General features: G+C 60.6%; 12 protein-coding genes. 2 read left to right on the forward strand and 10 right to left on the reverse strand.

The window, feature by feature from the left end:
* Positions 1 to 109: 109 nt before the first annotated feature.
* The 8 genes from ptaA to hmpA all read right to left on the reverse strand — a co-directional run bounded on the left by ptaA (position 110) and on the right by hmpA (position 8,878).
* Positions 110 to 1,204 carry a pyoverdine biosynthesis transaminase PtaA gene (gene ptaA / locus AB4N92_RS07230; protein ID WP_042571620.1) on the reverse strand — a complete coding sequence of 365 codons (1,095 nt, stop codon included), beginning with the start codon at positions 1,202 to 1,204 and terminating at the stop codon, positions 110 to 112.
* 145 nt (positions 1,205 to 1,349) lie between these two features.
* Entirely contained in the window at positions 1,350 to 2,237 is an 888-nt protein-coding gene (gene cyoE / locus AB4N92_RS07235; protein WP_003194050.1) for a heme o synthase, read from the reverse strand.
* A gap of 11 nt (positions 2,238 to 2,248) precedes the next feature.
* On the reverse strand, positions 2,249 to 2,590 hold the full coding sequence (gene cyoD / locus AB4N92_RS07240) for a cytochrome o ubiquinol oxidase subunit IV (RefSeq protein ID WP_010206434.1): 342 nt from the start codon (positions 2,588 to 2,590) through the stop codon (positions 2,249 to 2,251).
* Complete coding sequence (locus AB4N92_RS07245; protein ID WP_010206435.1) at positions 2,590 to 3,216, reverse strand: cytochrome o ubiquinol oxidase subunit III; 627 nt, start codon at positions 3,214 to 3,216, stop codon at positions 2,590 to 2,592. Before AB4N92_RS07245 ends, cyoD begins: the two co-directional genes overlap by 1 nt.
* Before the next feature lie 3 nt (positions 3,217 to 3,219).
* On the reverse strand, positions 3,220 to 5,238 hold the full coding sequence (gene cyoB, locus AB4N92_RS07250; protein ID WP_010206436.1) for a cytochrome o ubiquinol oxidase subunit I: 2,019 nt from the start codon (positions 5,236 to 5,238) through the stop codon (positions 3,220 to 3,222).
* A 3-nt stretch (positions 5,239 to 5,241) separates the two neighbouring features.
* Positions 5,242 to 6,183, reverse strand: a complete 942-nt coding sequence (cyoA, locus tag AB4N92_RS07255; protein ID WP_010206437.1) for a ubiquinol oxidase subunit II — start codon at positions 6,181 to 6,183, stop codon at positions 5,242 to 5,244.
* A 792-nt stretch (positions 6,184 to 6,975) separates the two neighbouring features.
* Positions 6,976 to 7,482, reverse strand: coding sequence for a disulfide bond formation protein B (locus AB4N92_RS07260; RefSeq protein ID WP_010206438.1), 507 nt, complete (start codon positions 7,480 to 7,482; stop codon positions 6,976 to 6,978).
* A 214-nt stretch (positions 7,483 to 7,696) separates the two neighbouring features.
* Positions 7,697 to 8,878 (reverse strand): NO-inducible flavohemoprotein, encoded by a 1,182-nt coding sequence (hmpA, locus tag AB4N92_RS07265; RefSeq protein ID WP_460129680.1) that lies wholly within the window; start codon positions 8,876 to 8,878, stop codon positions 7,697 to 7,699.
* 147 nt (positions 8,879 to 9,025) lie between these two features.
* Here hmpA and norR point away from each other — a divergent pair, with 147 nt between their 5' ends.
* Entirely contained in the window at positions 9,026 to 10,549 is a 1,524-nt protein-coding gene (gene norR / locus AB4N92_RS07270) for a nitric oxide reductase transcriptional regulator NorR (RefSeq protein WP_045791643.1), read from the forward strand.
* Between the two features lie 71 nt (positions 10,550 to 10,620).
* On the opposite strand, the gene AB4N92_RS07275 is transcribed toward norR, so the two are convergent.
* Positions 10,621 to 11,532: a DMT family transporter gene (locus AB4N92_RS07275; protein WP_010206442.1), complete on the reverse strand. Its 912-nt coding sequence runs from the start codon at positions 11,530 to 11,532 to the stop codon at positions 10,621 to 10,623.
* 138 nt (positions 11,533 to 11,670) lie between these two features.
* Here AB4N92_RS07275 and AB4N92_RS07280 point away from each other — a divergent pair, with 138 nt between their 5' ends.
* The gene (locus AB4N92_RS07280; protein ID WP_010206444.1) at positions 11,671 to 12,546 is read left to right on the forward strand and encodes a helix-turn-helix domain-containing protein; all 876 of its coding nucleotides are present in this window, start codon (positions 11,671 to 11,673) and stop codon (positions 12,544 to 12,546) included.
* Here AB4N92_RS07280 and AB4N92_RS07285 read toward each other — a convergent pair.
* Positions 12,543 to 15,044: a LuxR C-terminal-related transcriptional regulator gene (locus tag AB4N92_RS07285; protein WP_236267050.1), complete on the reverse strand. Its 2,502-nt coding sequence runs from the start codon at positions 15,042 to 15,044 to the stop codon at positions 12,543 to 12,545. The two genes, AB4N92_RS07280 and AB4N92_RS07285, sit on opposite strands and share 4 nt — an antisense overlap.
* Between the last annotated feature and the right edge of the window lie 47 nt (positions 15,045 to 15,091).

Here is a 15,091-nt window from a genome sequence, read left to right on the forward strand (position 1 = left end):
AATCAAATGTGGGAGCTGGCTTGCCTGTGATACAGCCCCTCGGTCAATCAGCGAAACCGAGGTGATGCGATCGCAGGCAAGCCAGCTCCCACATTTGTTTTGCAGGGGGTTAACCCGCGCGTTCGACCTGCGCTGCAAACACCTCGCGAAACCGAGCCATCTCCCGCTTATCGCCCACCGTCACCCGCACCCACTGCGGCCAGCTTTCAAACACCCGGCCGATCATCACGCCCTGCGTCGCCAGTTTCTCGATCACTTGCTCCGACGGTTGTTTCACATCGATCATGAAACAGTTCGCCTGTGACGCCGTGCAAGTGAAACCACGCCCCTTCAACCACGCCACGGTCTCATCACGCAGTTGATTATTGAGGGCCTTGCGTTGCGGCAACAGCTTCACGTCTTCCAGGCTGGCAAGGCCGCCGAGCAAGCTGGTGCCCGCCGGCACGTTGTCGCCGCCAAACACGGCCAGCCGCTCCAGCAGCGCCGGGTGGCCGATCGCCAAACCCAGGCGGGCACCGGCCATGCCGTAGATTTTCGAGAACGTGCGCAGTACCAGCAGGTCGTCGTGGTCCTTCACCCAACTGACCACGCTGGGCACGTCGGCGAAGTCGATGTAAGCCTCGTCCACCACCAGCACGCTGCCTTTGGGCTTGTTCGCCAACGCGTGGCGGATGGCCTCGGTCGGTGTGATGGTGCCAGTAGGATTGTTGGGGTTGCACACGTAGAGCATGCCGGCCTGTGGATCGGCGGCAAGCATGGCCGGGATGTCGTGGGCGTGGTCGGCCCCCAGGCTGACTTCCTTCACAGGTGCCTTGTTCGACCGCGCCGCTTGGCGCGGCACCTCGTAGGACGGCATGGCCATCACCAGGCCGCGGCTCTCAGTGGTGAACGCCAGCACCGCATAGCGCAAGGCCGCCATCGAACCCGCAAAGACCGCCACCTGCTCTTCGGCAATCCCCTGCTGCTGGGCGAACAGTCCTGCCAACGCATACATAGAGTCGTAAGGATAAAACCCAGCGGTAGCGATACCCCGCTGCATCGCCTCACGCGCAGCGCCTGAGGGGCCGTAAGGGCTTTCGTTGTAATTGAGCCGCACCTTGTCAGGCTTTTCCGGCGGCGGCGCTGCAACCGCCCAATCGAGGCGCCCCAGCAATGGCAGGGCTGCGCCCAGGGCGAGAAGGGACCGACGACTGACGCTGACCATAGGGCTAATCCTGGTAGAGGGGTGATGGATTCGCACAACTCGTACAGAGGGGTATGACGAGAAAACCCTGCGCAGATTTAAAACCACACCCAAGAAAAAGCCCCGCGCGTCTCTCGACGGCGGGGCTTTTTCACTGCGGGACCACTCAGTGAGCGTAGGTCAGCAACAGCTCTTTCGGCACTTGGAAATCCAGGGACATCATCACGCTGAGCGCGGTGATGGTGAAGATCGAGAACACGAACAGCTTGCGTGCCCAGACGGTGTCATCCACCGCCTTGTAGCCGGTCCAGGCCATGTACAACCAGTACATGCCCATGGCGGCGGCGACGGCAAGGTAGCTCATGCCGGCGTAGCCACTGAAGGTCAACATCAAGGTCGCCACAAGGAAGGCCAGGATGTACAGCAGGATGTGTTTCTTGGCGACCTGGATGCCGCGTTTTACCGGCAAGACCGGAATCGAAGCAGCCAGGTAGTCATTGAAGCGGAAAATCGCGATGGCGTACGAATGCGGCATCTGCCACAGGCTGAACATCACCAGTAGCGTCAGCGCGGCCATGTCGAAGCTATTGGTCACAGCCACATAACCAATCACCGGCGGCATCGCCCCCGACAGACTGCCCACCAGCGTGCCGTGAACCGACTTGCGCTTGAGGTACAGGCTGTAGAGGCCGACGTAGATGACAAAGCCGATCACGGCAAACAGCGCCGCCAGCGGATTGGCCACCTTGTACAACAACGCCACACCGGCAACACCGAGGACGGTCGCGTAGATCAGTGCCAGCTTCAGGGAGATGAGGCCCTGGACCAGCACGCGATTCTTGGTGCGCTCCATCTTGATATCGATGTCACGGTCGATGCAGTTGTTGAACACACATCCGGAAGCTACCACCAGGGAAGTGCCGATCATTGCAGCCAGGAAGATGGCCAGATCGACATGTCCCTTGGAGGCCAGGAAGAAACCGCCCGCCACAGAAAGCACGTTACCGAAAATGATCCCCGGTTTGGTGATTTGGATAAAGTGCTTAAGCGACATCGGGTCTTACCTCACTTCGCCATCATGAACGTATGGATGCTGAACATGATCCATATCGACAGGCCAACCAGCAGCAGGATTACCAACCCTGCGAACACGAACGCAATCACGTTGTCGCGCTGCTCTTTGGAACGGTCCAGGTGCAGGAAGTACACCAGGTGAACCAGAACCTGAATCACCGCGAACGCCAGTACGATCATCAAAGTGATCGACTTCGGCAGAGTCGGGTACATCACCAGACCGAACGGGATGAGCGTCAGGATTACCGACAGGATGAAGCCGATGGCGTACGACTTAACGCTGCCGTGGCTCGCATCATGGCTGTCATGGTCATGGGAGTGTGCATTAGCCATTACAGAGTCCCCATCAGGTAAACAACGGTGAAGACGCAGATCCAGACCACGTCCAGGAAGTGCCAGAACAGGCTCAGGCAGCTCAGGCGAGTCTTGTTGGTGTTGGTCAGGCCGTGTTTATTGACCTGATACATCATCACCGCCATCCACAGCAGGCCAGCCGTTACGTGCAGACCGTGGGTGCCTACCAGCGTGAAGAACGCGGACAGGAAGCCGGAACGGTGCGGGCCGTAGCCTTCGGAGATCAGCAGGTGGAACTCGTTGATCTCCATGCCGATGAAGCCCAGACCGAACAGGAAGGTCAGGGCCAACCAGCTCAGTACGCCTTTCTTGTTGCCCTTGTAGAAGGCCAACATGGCGAAGCCGTAGGTGATCGAACTGAACAACAGCAAGGCGGTTTCGCCGAGCACGTAAGGCAGTTCGAAGATGTCGTGGCCCGACGGGCCACCCGCTACGTTGTTTACCAGTACCGCGTACACCGCGAAGATCGACGCAAACAAAATGCAGTCGGTCATCAGGTAGAGCCAGAAACCGAAAACGGTCATCGGCCCCGAGTCGTGGTGATGGTCATCGTGCCCATGGTCATCGACATGGGCGTGTCCAGCATTGGTCACTAAGTTCGACATGGTTTAAGCCTGTTCCAACGAGGTTTCTACACGGTTGGCCGGAATCTTCTTCTCGGCTACCAGGCGAGCGTGCTGCTCGGCTTCGATGCGTTCGATCGTTTCGACCGGCACCATGTAGCCTTGATCATCACGGGCAGCGTGAATGATGAAGTAACCGATAGTGCCCACCAGGCTCGCGATTGCCAGCCACCAGATGTGCCAGATCATCGCGAAACCAAACACGGTCAACAGCGCACCCATCACCACGCCAGTGGCGGTGTTGCTTGGCATGTGGATAGGTTCGTAGTGCTTAGGACGCTGGTACGCAGTACCGTCTTCCTTGGCTTCGGTGAACGCATCAATGGTGTTCGCAGTCGGGATCACGGCGAAGTTGTAGAACGGCGGTGGCGACGAAGTCGACCATTCCAGGGTGTGGCCATTCCATGGGTCACCGGATTCGCAAGCGTTCTGCTTACGGTCACGGACACTCACGTACAGCTGGATCAGCTGGCAAGCGATACCCACAGCGATCATCACCGCACCGAACATGGCGACGTACAGGTACGGCACCCACTCAGGGTTGGTAGTAGCGTTCAGACGACGGGTCATGCCCATGAAGCCCAGAGCATAGAGCGGCATGAACGCGACGAAGAAGCCCGAGATCCAGAACCAGAATGCAGCCTTGCCCCAACCTTCGTGCAGCTTGAAGCCGAACGCTTTCGGGAAGTAGAAGCTGAAGCCAGCGATGTAACCGAATACCGCACCACCGATGATCACGTTGTGGAAGTGAGCGATCACGAACAGGCTGTTGTGCAGGACGAAGTCAGCACCCGGGATGGCCAGCAGTACACCGGTCATGCCGCCGATGGCGAAGGTCACCATGAAGCCCAGGGTCCACAGGACCTGGCTGGTCATGCGCAGACGACCGTGGTAGATGGTGAACAGCCAGTTGAATAGCTTCACCCCCGTCGGGATGGAAATCAGCATCGTCGCCAGGCCGAAGAAGGCGTTGACGCTGGCGCCCGAACCCATGGTGAAGAAGTGGTGCAGCCAAACCATGAAGCCCAGTACGGAGATTGCGCCCGATGCATAGACCATCGAGTGGTGACCGAACAGGCGCTTGCCGGTAAAGGTCGAGATCACTTCGGAGAAGATACCGAACGCTGGCAGGATCAGGATGTACACCTCAGGGTGACCCCATGCCCAGAACAGGTTCACGTACATCATTGGATTGCCACCAAGTTCGTTGGTGAAAATGTGGAAATCCAGGTAACGGTCAAGCGACAGCAGCGCCATGGTAGCGGCCAGGATCGGGAACGAAGCCACGATCAGGACGTTGGCCCAGGTGCAGGTCCAGGTGAAGATCGGCATGTCCATCAGTTTCATGCCAGGGGCGCGCATTTTCAGGACGGTGGCCAGGAAGTTGACCCCCGTCAATGTCGTCCCGAGTCCTGATAACTGTAGCGCCCAGATGTAGTAGTCCACACCCACGCCAGGGCTGTATTGCAGGCCCGACAATGGCGGATACGCAACCCAACCGGTCTTGGCGAACTCGCCGACGCCCAGGGACACGTTGATCAGCACCACGCCGGAAACCAGCAGCCAGAAGCTCAGGGAGTTCAGGAACGGGTAGGCAACGTCACGGGCACCAATCTGCAGCGGCAAGGCAAGGTTCATCAGGCCGGTGAAGAATGGCATCGCCATGAAGATGATCATGATCACACCGTGAGCGGTGAAGATCTGGTCATAGTGTTCAGGTGGCAGGTAGCCAGGCGAACCCTCGGTGGCCATGGCCAACTGGGTACGCATCATGATGGCGTCGGCAAAACCACGCAGCAGCATGACCATGGCAACGATGACGTACATGACGCCGATTTTCTTGTGGTCGACCGACGTCAACCACTCGGTCCACAGGTAGGTCCACTTCTTGAAGTACGTGATACCTGCAAACAGTGCCAGACCACCCAGCGCGATCATGGCGATGGTCACCATTACGATCGGCTCGTGGAACGGGACCGCATCCCAACTTAATTTACCAAACATCGTTTACTCCTCTGCCCCAGCAGTTGAATGCGAGCCCGTGTCAGAACCTTCAACCGCGGCCACTTCTTTCTTCTCGTGCTTGACCGGCTTGCCTGGCTTCATACCTTCGTACTTGTCGACGATTTTCTGAAACAGGTTCGGCTCATACGCGGAGTACAGAGCGACTGGGTTGTTCTGGCTCGGTTTGGTCAGGGCATCGTATTCAGCTTGATCAAGCTGTTTAGGTGCGGCCTTGACTTCGGCTACCCAGGCGTTGAAACCTTCCTGGCTCGTCGAGATCGCTTTGAATTTCATGCCGGTGAAGCCAGCGCCGCTGTAGTTTGCGGAGATGCCTTCCATTTCAGCTTTTTCGTTGGCGATCAGGTGCAGTCGGGTCTGCATGCCTGCCATCGCGTAGATCTGACCGCCCAGGGCTGGGATGAAGAACGAGTTCATCACGGCGTCGGAGGTGATCCGGAAATTAAGCGGAGTGTTCTCCGGGAACTGGATCTCGTTGACCGTGGCGATACCCAGGTCCGGGTAGATGAACAGCCACTTCCAGTCCAGCGCGACCACTTCGATATTGATCGGCTTGACGTCGGACTCCAGCGGACGGTACGGGTCCAGCTCATGGGTCGACTTATAGGTGATGTAACCCAGGGCGATGATGATGAGGATCGGTACCAGCCACACCGCGATTTCGATCTTGGTGGAGTGCGACCACTTCGGCGCGTAGGTCGCGTTGGTGTTCGACGCGCGGTATTTCCAGGCGAAGGCGAAGGTCATGATGATCACAGGCACCACGACCAACAGCATCAGCAGGGTGGCGGTGATGATCAGGTTTCGTTGATCCAGACCGATCTGTCCTTTTGGGTCCATCAAGGTCCACTTGCAGCCTCCCAGCATTAACATCATGCCAAGCAGCGGCAAAAAGCCTAGTAATCGGGGGTACCTGTTTTTACTCATCTCACGACCTCTAAAGCAGCTTGCGCAATGCAGTTGGGTTTTGATCGCCAACACTTCACCCTGCCAAGGGTTGGCATTTCTCTTCGATTGAATAAGAGCCTGCCCGGCACGCCATAAGGGGGCGTTTCACGGACCTGCGGTGAGTTCTTATTCGATTTCGTGGTTAAAGGCCTTGTTACAGACCAATTCCATTTGGTGCGGATAGTTGAAAGGCTGCCGGAACCTTGGGGTCGCACAGAGCCATCCATCTGCCCCTCGACCGCTCCTGTGCTCAAATATTGAACAGCGCAGGACATTCAGTGCGGGCGATTGTAGTTAGCTAGCGATGTATAAACCATGTCTTATAAAGAAATAATTTTTATCGATTACAGCAATAATCCTTCACCAATATTGCAAAGGTTCGCGATCTTATCGCGTTAGATTCTCAACAAAAACCACAAAAATTGCCGTGTTATAGGCCCATCCGCCGCAGCCCTTACGGGGTGTAAGGGCAAGCCAAACCGATGCAAGCCCCCATAAAACAAGGCATTCGGACATCACGCAATTGCTGGCGCGGCGTGAGGTTCGCGGCCCTGTCGCCACCACGAACTGACAGCACATCTTGGCGGTTTTATGCAAATTTTGGCGGCAGTTCGGCGGGTCAGAAACGTCCTGCGGACGCTTCCGTGTGACAACATGTCGCACACTGCGCGCACCCAAAATTGTCCGGTGTCACGTTCTGTTCACAAATCCCTACAAGCAAAAACGCCCCGGTCTTCCCTCAAGAAGGACCGGGGCGTTTCAGGGACGGGCTCAGGCTTTGCGCTGGCGATTCCGGTAAATGCCCAACGGCACCAGGATCACGGTCAGCACGAACGCGACCAGCGCCCACTGCGCCAGGGACAGACCCAGCACCGGCGGATACGGGGTGCTGCAGAAGCCATCGACCTGGAAGCCCAGGGGGAACACCTTGGCGAGGGGCAGGTCGTCGACGATCGGTTGCAGCACATCAATGCCGCAGCTGACCTGCGGGAAGAACTGGGTGTAGACGTGGTGACCGGCTGCGGCCACACCGCCGAGGGCGCTGAGTATCACCAGCCCTTCGAAAAACGTGAGAGCCCCTTTGGTGCGCATGGCCGCGCCAATGAACGCAAAAATCGCGATCAGCAATAAGGCGTAGCGCTGCAGGATGCACAGCGGGCATGGCGCCTCGCCCAACACCACCTGCATATAAAGCGCACCGCCGATCAGCGCCAGGCAGATGATGCCCAGCAACACCAGAAAGCGCCGCTCCCTGCCTAAACGCAATTCGTCACTCATATCCGCTTCCCTTTGTTTGGTTGTGCCAATGGCCGCAAGTTTACACACAGGGAGTGGTTTAAACAGAGAGGGGTTAACGGGGGATTAATCTGGAGAAATGTTGTGGCAGTACGGACGCCATCGCGGGCAAGCCCAGCGCCCACAGGGGGGGTCGCATTTCCCCGTGGGAGCCGGGCTTGCCCGCGACGATGCCGACTCGGTTTAACGCCGAACCTTATTCCAGTGCCGCAGCCGGGCCGAAGAACTCGTAGCGGCTTTGTTTCTCGGGTACACCCAGGGCCTGGAGGTGGCGTTTGATCGCGGCCATGAAGCCTTTAGGGCCCAGGAAATAGGCGTCGATGTCACGCTGCTCTGGCAACCAGGCGGCCAGTTGGTCCTGGCTTAGCAGGCCGACCTTGTCCGCCGCGGGGCTTACACCGTCATCTTCGGCGTAGCAGTAGTAGCGCTTGAGCTGCGGGTGTTTGGCCGCCAGGGCATCCACCCAATCACGGAACGCATGCACCCCGCCGTTACGTGCGCAGTGGATAAAGTGCACCGGACGCTCGGTGGCCAGGGCCGCTTCGAGCATCGGCAAGGTCGGCGTGATGCCCACCCCACCGCTGATCAACACCAGCGGTTTGTCGCTGGCCGCCAAGGTGAACTCACCCGAAGGCGGGAACAGGTCAATGGTCGCCCCCACCTGCATCTGGTCATGCAGGTAGTTGGACACCCGCCCGCCGGCTTCGCGCTTGACGCTGATGCGGTACACGCCGGCGTCGGTCAGGGCCGACAGGGAATAGTTGCGGCGCACTTCCTCACCATCGAGCAGCAGTTTCATGCCGATGTATTGGCCTGGCGCGGCAGCGAGGATCGGGCCGTTGTCAGCCGGGGCAAAGTAGAAGGAGATGATCTCGTCACTCTCCTCCACACGCTTGACCAACAGGAACGGCCGCGCCCCTCGCCAGCCACCGGGCGCCTGGGCTTTCTCTTCATAGATCGCCGTCTCGGCGCCGATCAGGATATCCGCCAGCTGGCCATAGGCCGCGCCCCAGGCACTCATGACCTCGGGGGTCGCAATCTCGCTGCCCAATACTTCGGAAATCGCGCGCAGCAGACAGGCACCGACGATCGGGTAATGCTCCGGCAGGATCTGCAAGGCCACGTGCTTGTTGATGATCTTGGCCACCAGGTCGCCCAGTTGGTCGAGCTGGTCGATGTGCCGCGCGTACATCAACACGCCGTTGGCCAGGGCACGGGGCTGGTCGCCGCTGGCCTGGTGGGCCTGGTTGAACAGCGGGCGAACTTGCGGGTACTCAGACAGCATCATGCGGTAGAAATGGGTGATCAGCGCTTCGCCGCCGCTTTCCAGCAGGGGCACGGTGGATTTGACGATGGCACGGTCTTGGGCACTAAGCATGAGAGCCTCCTGGGCTTTTTTACTGATTGCCTTTACCTACTCAGTATTCGTGCCAACTAATAAATCCAATATTTTCAACAACTTAATTAATATGTAGTCAGTCTGACCTCCTAGACCTTATAGTCATAAGGACTACAAGGAGTCATTATGACTGCGCAATCGCTGCTCACCACCCTGCTGCCCCTGGTCGCCGACCTGTCCCGTGAACTGCCCGAAGGCGAGCGTTATCGCCGTCTATTACAGGCCATGCGCGCCCTGCTCCCCTGTGACGCCGCCGCGCTGTTGCGCCTGGACGGCGAATGGCTGGTGCCGCTGGCGGTCGACGGTTTAAGCGCCGACACCCTGGGCAGACGCTTCAAGGTCAGCGAACACCCGCGTTTTGCCGTGTTACTGAGCAGCCCAGGACCCACGCGGTTCGACAGTGACAGCGAATTGCCCGACCCCTACGACGGCTTGGTCGATGGATTGCACGGACACCTGGAAGTCCACGATTGCATGGGTTGCCCACTGTTCGTCGACGATCAGCCCTGGGGTCTGCTGACATTGGACGCCCTCGACACCGAGCGCTTTGAACGCGTGGAACTGGATGCCCTGCAAGCCTTCGCCAGCCTCGCCGCCGCCACCGTCAACGTCGCCGAACGTATCGAGCGCCTGACCCTGCGCGCCGAAATCTACCGCGAGGCGAGCGGCCAGCAGCACAAGGAAATGATCGGCCAAAGCAAACCCCACAAGCGCCTGGTGGAGGAGATCAAGCTGGTGGGTGGCAGTGACCTCACCGTACTGATCACCGGCGAAACCGGGGTGGGCAAAGAACTGGTGGCTCAGGCCATCCACGCCGCCTCGACGCGCGCCGATAAACCGCTGATCAGCCTGAACTGCGCCGCCCTGCCGGAAACCCTGGTGGAGAGCGAGCTGTTCGGCCATGTGCGCGGCGCCTTTACCGGCGCGTTGAACGAACGCCGCGGCAAGTTCGAACTGGCCAATGGCGGCACGCTGTTCCTCGATGAGGTGGGCGAGCTGTCACTCACCGTGCAAGCCAAGCTGCTGCGAGTGCTGCAAAGCGGCCAATTGCAACGCCTGGGCTCGGACAAGGAGCACCAGGTGGATGTGCGCCTGATCGCCGCCACCAACCGCGACCTCGCCGATGAAGTGCGCAATGGCCGCTACCGCGCCGACTTCTATCACCGCCTCAGCGTGTACCCGCTGCAAGTACCGGCGCTGCGTGAACGCGGGCGCGATGTGTTGCTGCTGGCCGGTTTCTTCCTCGAACAGAACCGCTCACGCATGGGCCTGGGCAGCCTGCGCCTGACCAGCGACGCCCAGGCGGCACTGCTGGCCTATAACTGGCCGGGCAACGTGAGGGAACTGGAGCATTTGATCGGACGTAGCGCGCTGAAAGCCCTGGGCAACTGTCGCGAGCGTCCGAAGATTCTCAGCTTGAATGCCCAGGACCTGGACCTGCCCGATGTCAGCGCACCGTTGATCGAAGAGCAAACCCGCAGCGCACCCGTCGTGACCGGCGACCTGCGCCAGGCCACCGAGCAGTATCAGCGCCAGGTGATCAGCGCCTGCCTGGAACGCCACCAGCACAACTGGGCCAGCGCCGCCCGCGAACTCGGCCTGGACCGCGCCAACCTCGGCCGCATGGCCAAACGCCTAGGCCTCAAATAACCCCAACAACCCTGGTCAAATGCAGGAGACAACACTATTCGAATGTGGGCACTGGCTTGCCTGCTCCCACATTAAATTTGTTTTGCCTGGAGGACCGGATTCACAGCCTGAACCACCCTCACCCGCCGAAACACCAACACATTCCCCACCATCACCAACACCAACCCCGCCAATGCCGGCGCCGTCCACTGATACCCCTCGGCATACGCCGACACATTCAGCGCCACCACCGGGAACAGCACGGTGCAATAAGCGGCGCGCTCCGGTCCCATGCGCCCGACCAGGGTCAGGTACGCGGTAAAGCCGATGACCGAACCTGGGATCACCAGGTACCACAGCGCGCCGATGTAGCGTGCACTCCAGTCCATTTCGAAGGGAATCCCGCGTACCACACAATAGGTCGCAAGCATCGCCGCGCCATACGCCATGCCCCAGGCATTGGTGGTCAGCGGCCTGAGCCCGGCCTTCTGTTGCAGGCTCGACAACAGGTTGCCCGCCGAGAAACACAGGGTCCCGAGCAACGCCAACCCCAAACCGAGCAAGGTCTGCGGGCTGGCGGCATGCCCCACCAGTTCCGGCCAGAACAGCAGGCCCAAGCCCATCAAGCCGAGCCCGCCGCCCATCAACACATTACGCGCCACCCGCTGGCCGAAAAACACCCGGGCATTCAGCGCGTTCCACAGCGTGGCCGTGGAAAACACCACCGCCACCAACCCACTGGGAATCCACTGGCTGGCCGTCAGAAAACATATGAAGTTGACGCAGAACAGGCACAGCCCCTGGGCCAGGCAGATCAAGTGCCCACGCCGGTTCATCACCTGCAACTTACGGCTGAGCAACAACAGCGCAAACAACACCAGCGCCGCCAAGCCAAAGCGATAAACGATGGACACGGGGATTGCCACCACGCCCAGTTGCCACTTGAGGGCAATCCAGGTGGTGCCCCAGATCAACACGGTGAGTAAATACAGGGAAAGGTTCATAGCGGGCTCCATCGATTGAGCCACAGTGTGGCCTGCGACCCATCGCGCGCTCTTGCACAATCTTGCGCTTTTGTCGGGCGGTGGGCGCACAGCGTCCGCCGCGCGGAGTAGGATGCAAGGCGTCGGAGAGTACGAACCATGCCTGATCTGGAATCCCTGCAAGTCTTTCAAGCCCTTAACCGCTCGCCCAATGCACGCCTTGAAGCCTGCGCCGAGCTCGGTGACGGCTTGTCTGCGGCCTTGTGGAGCAACCATCACGATGCCCAGGATTACCAGGCGCCCAGTCATCACACCTTGTCGTGCTACATCGGCGGCGGCACCGGCACGTTTCGGCGCGACCAGCCAGGCACCAAGGGCGGGCCGGACAAGTTGTGCATCCTGCCCGCCGAGCATCAGTCAGCCTGGGTGATCAACGGCGAAATCCGCCTGGCCCATGTGTACTTCAGCCCGGAGCAATTCGCCCTGGGCTGCGTCACCTTGCTCGACCGCGAACCGCGCGCCCTGCAACTGCGCGAAAGCACCTTTCTGGAAGATGCCAGCCAGGCCCGGCGCTTTCACCAGTTGATCGCACTGAACTGGCACGAGCCCGCCGAGCGCCTACTGACCAGCAGCCTGGCCCATGAAATGCTCAGCCACACCCTGCTCAGCCAGGTCGGCGCCCGCGAAGGGCTGAGGTTGAAAGGCGGGCTGGCGGCACATCAGCGACGGCGGTTGGCGGAGTACATTGACCAGCATCTGGAAGACCCGATCAGCCTGGGTCAATTGGCCGGGATGTGCGCGCTGTCGGAATACCATTTCGCACGGATGTTCCGCCAAAGCTTCGGCCTGCCGCCCCATCAATACCTGTTGGCGCGCCGCCTCACCCGCGCCCAGGCACTGCTGCGCAGTGGCGCCCTGCCCTTGGGTGAAATCGCCTTGATGTGCGGGTTCTCCAGCGCCAGCCACTTTACCCATCGCTTTCGCCAGGCCATGGGTGCCACCCCCGGCGAATACCGCCAGGCGTTCTGCGCCTAGGCCATCAACCCCAGGGTCTTGGCCTTGGCCACTGCTTGCGTGCGTCGCTCCACACCGAGCTTGCTGTGGATACGCCGCGCGTGGGTCTTGACCGTATGCAGGGAGATAAACAGGCGGTCGGCGATTTCCAGGTTGGAGTTGCCCAGCGCGATCAACTGCAGCACCTCCAGCTCGCGCTGACTGAGTGGACTCTCTACCGCACCCGAGACGGGCGCTTGCGGCTCCATGCCCAGTTCACTCAACAACCCCGGCGATCGCAACCGCAGTTCGCGAATCGCCTGTTGCACCTGGCAACGCGCGGCCAACTCCAGCCCGGTTTGCAGCGAGCGGCGCGCCAGCGCACAGTCGCCGACTTGCCAGGCCACTTCGCCCAGCACCAGGCGCAGTTCGGTTTCCAGGCAGAGCATGCCGCGCTGATGGGCGGCTTCCAGCAAGGCCGTGAGCCGTGCCACGGGTTGATCGGCACCCCCCAGCTTCACTTCAGCCAGCACCAGCAGATACTCCAGGCGCGGCACCAATTCCAGGGTGGCGGGCGGGGCCTGTTTGGCCTGGGGCCCACGAAAGTGGCGAAGCACGCGGCGCACCGCTTCCACCGTCAGTTCGGCACGGCCCTGCTGCAACCAGAAATGCCCACTGACCAGCAGCAACACCGCGCGATACACCGTGTCCGGCACCTGACGTTGTTGCATCAACCGTTCGGCGTCGCGCAGCTGCACAAAGGCCTGGGCGTAGTCACCGCGGTTGGCGGCCAGCAATGCCAGGCCGAGAAACCCATAGAGCACGCGCTTGTCCTGGCTGTGCAGGCACATCTTCAAGCCCGCCTCGAAACACTCGGCAGCCAGGCTGTCCTGCCCCTGGCGCAACGCCAGATGCCCCCGCCTCAAGGCGATGCGCCCGACCAAGGGCCCGGCCTTGAGGCGCTGCTTGAGCAACATCGCCTGCACATTTTCCAACAGGCTCTGGGCCCGGTAGGGGGCACCACGCTGTTCCAGCAGTTGCGCGTGGTCCAGCTCCAACAAGGCCTCGAGCAGCAACGAGCCATGGGCGCGGGCCAGGCACAAGGCTTCGCGGCTCAGGCCTTGGGCCACGTCCAGCTCACCGCGCAGCAAGGCTTGCTGGGTCAGGCCCGAGAGGCACATCAGTCGCGACGTCCAGGCGCTGTCGGGCAAGGCGTGTAGCGCTTCGAGGAAATGCTCCCGCGAGCGCTCGGCATCACCGCCCAGATGCAGCAACCAGCCCCACTGCGCCTGCCAGCGGGCCAGCAGATAACGCTGTTTCGCCGCCGTCGGCTGCGGCGCGAACCGCGCCAGTTGGTGGATGCATTGCGCGGCTTGCTCGAAGCGCCCGGCGAACAGCAACGCCGCCGTCAGCAACCCGACCAACTGCGCCGAGCCGAGCATCAGTTCATCGCCATGCTGTTCATGCAGGCGCAACAGCAGCATCGCGTTCTGCTGGCGGAACAGGTCCTCGAAACTGAAGTGCTGCAACAGGCTCACCGCCACTTCATATTCTTCGGCGAGCAGTGCGTGTTCAAACGCAGCCTGCCAGTCCTGTTCGGCGGTGAACCATTGGCAGGCGCGACGGTGCCATGAACGTTTGGCCGGCCAAGGCTCATCACGCAGCAAATCGGCGAGTGGTGGAAAGACCTGCAGCCACTCGGTGTCTTCCCAGGGCTGGATAAACGCGCCGAGGGCCTGCAGATCGTGCAGATATTGATCACCGTCGCCAAAGCCGAACAGGTGCTCGCACAATCCCGCATTGAAGCGCGGCAGATGGGCCAGTACGCGCCAGGCTTCGGCCAGTTCGGGTGGCAAGGTACTGAACAGTTCGTGTTGCAAGTAATCGAGCAAGGTCTTTTCCGGGTGGCCGTCACCCAGCAAGGCAATGCGTGCACCGGCACACCAGCCGGCGCTGAACTGCAGCACCTGGTCGACCGACTGCCCTGGCGCATGAGTGAGCAGCTGCTGGATCTCGACCGGGCTGAACGCCAGGTCTGCGCCGCACTCCAGCAATTCATCGTCAAGCAGCAGCCGTGGCCAATTGCACAGCGGGCGCCGCCGCGTGCCCAGCCACCAAGTCAGCGCCGGGCTGCTGGCGGTGAACAGGCGATCGAGCAAGGCGTCGGTGTCCGGCGCGGGCAAACGGCAGAAGTCATCAAGGAACACCCACGCCGGGGCCTGCCAACGCGCAAGGTCCGACAGCAGTGTCGCTTCATCGATGAACGGCAGGTCGAGGTTCTGCGCCAGGCGCTGGCAAAGATCGAGGGGGCTCAGGGCAATACCGTTGAGCGGCAACCAGTGCACCGGGCAATCCTTGGGTGCCTGTAGCGCGCATTCGGCGAACAACGCACTTTTGCCACTGCCAGCGGGCGCGCACAACAACTTGACCCTCACCTGCGCCGCCAGCAAAGGCTCGGCCAAGCGTGGGCGCAACAGATGGTGGGCGGACAGCCGAGGCATGAATCCAGGACGGTCCAGGCAGCGGGTCATGGCGGTCATTGCTGCATCCTGCTTTTTATTGTTATGCAACCTGGCGCCTACCCTAG

This window comes from Pseudomonas sp. S3_A09 (assembly GCF_054668065.1).

What these genes read in the sequence shown, in the direction of transcription:
- AB4N92_RS07260 (WP_010206438.1), bottom strand. Translation starts at nt 7,482, where the DNA reads ATGAGTGACGAATTGCGTTTAGGCAGGGAGCGGCGCTTTCTGGTGTTG.
- ptaA (WP_042571620.1), bottom strand. Translation starts at nt 1,204, where the DNA reads ATGGTCAGCGTCAGTCGTCGGTCCCTTCTCGCCCTGGGCGCAGCCCTG.
- cyoA (WP_010206437.1), bottom strand. Translation starts at nt 6,183, where the DNA reads ATGAGTAAAAACAGGTACCCCCGATTACTAGGCTTTTTGCCGCTGCTT.
- AB4N92_RS07280 (WP_010206444.1), top strand. Translation starts at nt 11,671, where the DNA reads ATGCCTGATCTGGAATCCCTGCAAGTCTTTCAAGCCCTTAACCGCTCG.
- AB4N92_RS07275 (WP_010206442.1), bottom strand. Translation starts at nt 11,532, where the DNA reads ATGAACCTTTCCCTGTATTTACTCACCGTGTTGATCTGGGGCACCACC.
- AB4N92_RS07285 (WP_236267050.1), bottom strand. Translation starts at nt 15,044, where the DNA reads ATGACCGCCATGACCCGCTGCCTGGACCGTCCTGGATTCATGCCTCGG.
- AB4N92_RS07245 (WP_010206435.1), bottom strand. Translation starts at nt 3,216, where the DNA reads ATGTCGAACTTAGTGACCAATGCTGGACACGCCCATGTCGATGACCAT.
- hmpA (WP_460129680.1), bottom strand. Translation starts at nt 8,878, where the DNA reads ATGCTTAGTGCCCAAGACCGTGCCATCGTCAAATCCACCGTGCCCCTG.
- cyoE (WP_003194050.1), bottom strand. Translation starts at nt 2,237, where the DNA reads ATGTCGCTTAAGCACTTTATCCAAATCACCAAACCGGGGATCATTTTC.
- cyoB (WP_010206436.1), bottom strand. Translation starts at nt 5,238, where the DNA reads ATGTTTGGTAAATTAAGTTGGGATGCGGTCCCGTTCCACGAGCCGATC.
- norR (WP_045791643.1), top strand. Translation starts at nt 9,026, where the DNA reads ATGACTGCGCAATCGCTGCTCACCACCCTGCTGCCCCTGGTCGCCGAC.
- cyoD (WP_010206434.1), bottom strand. Translation starts at nt 2,590, where the DNA reads ATGGCTAATGCACACTCCCATGACCATGACAGCCATGATGCGAGCCAC.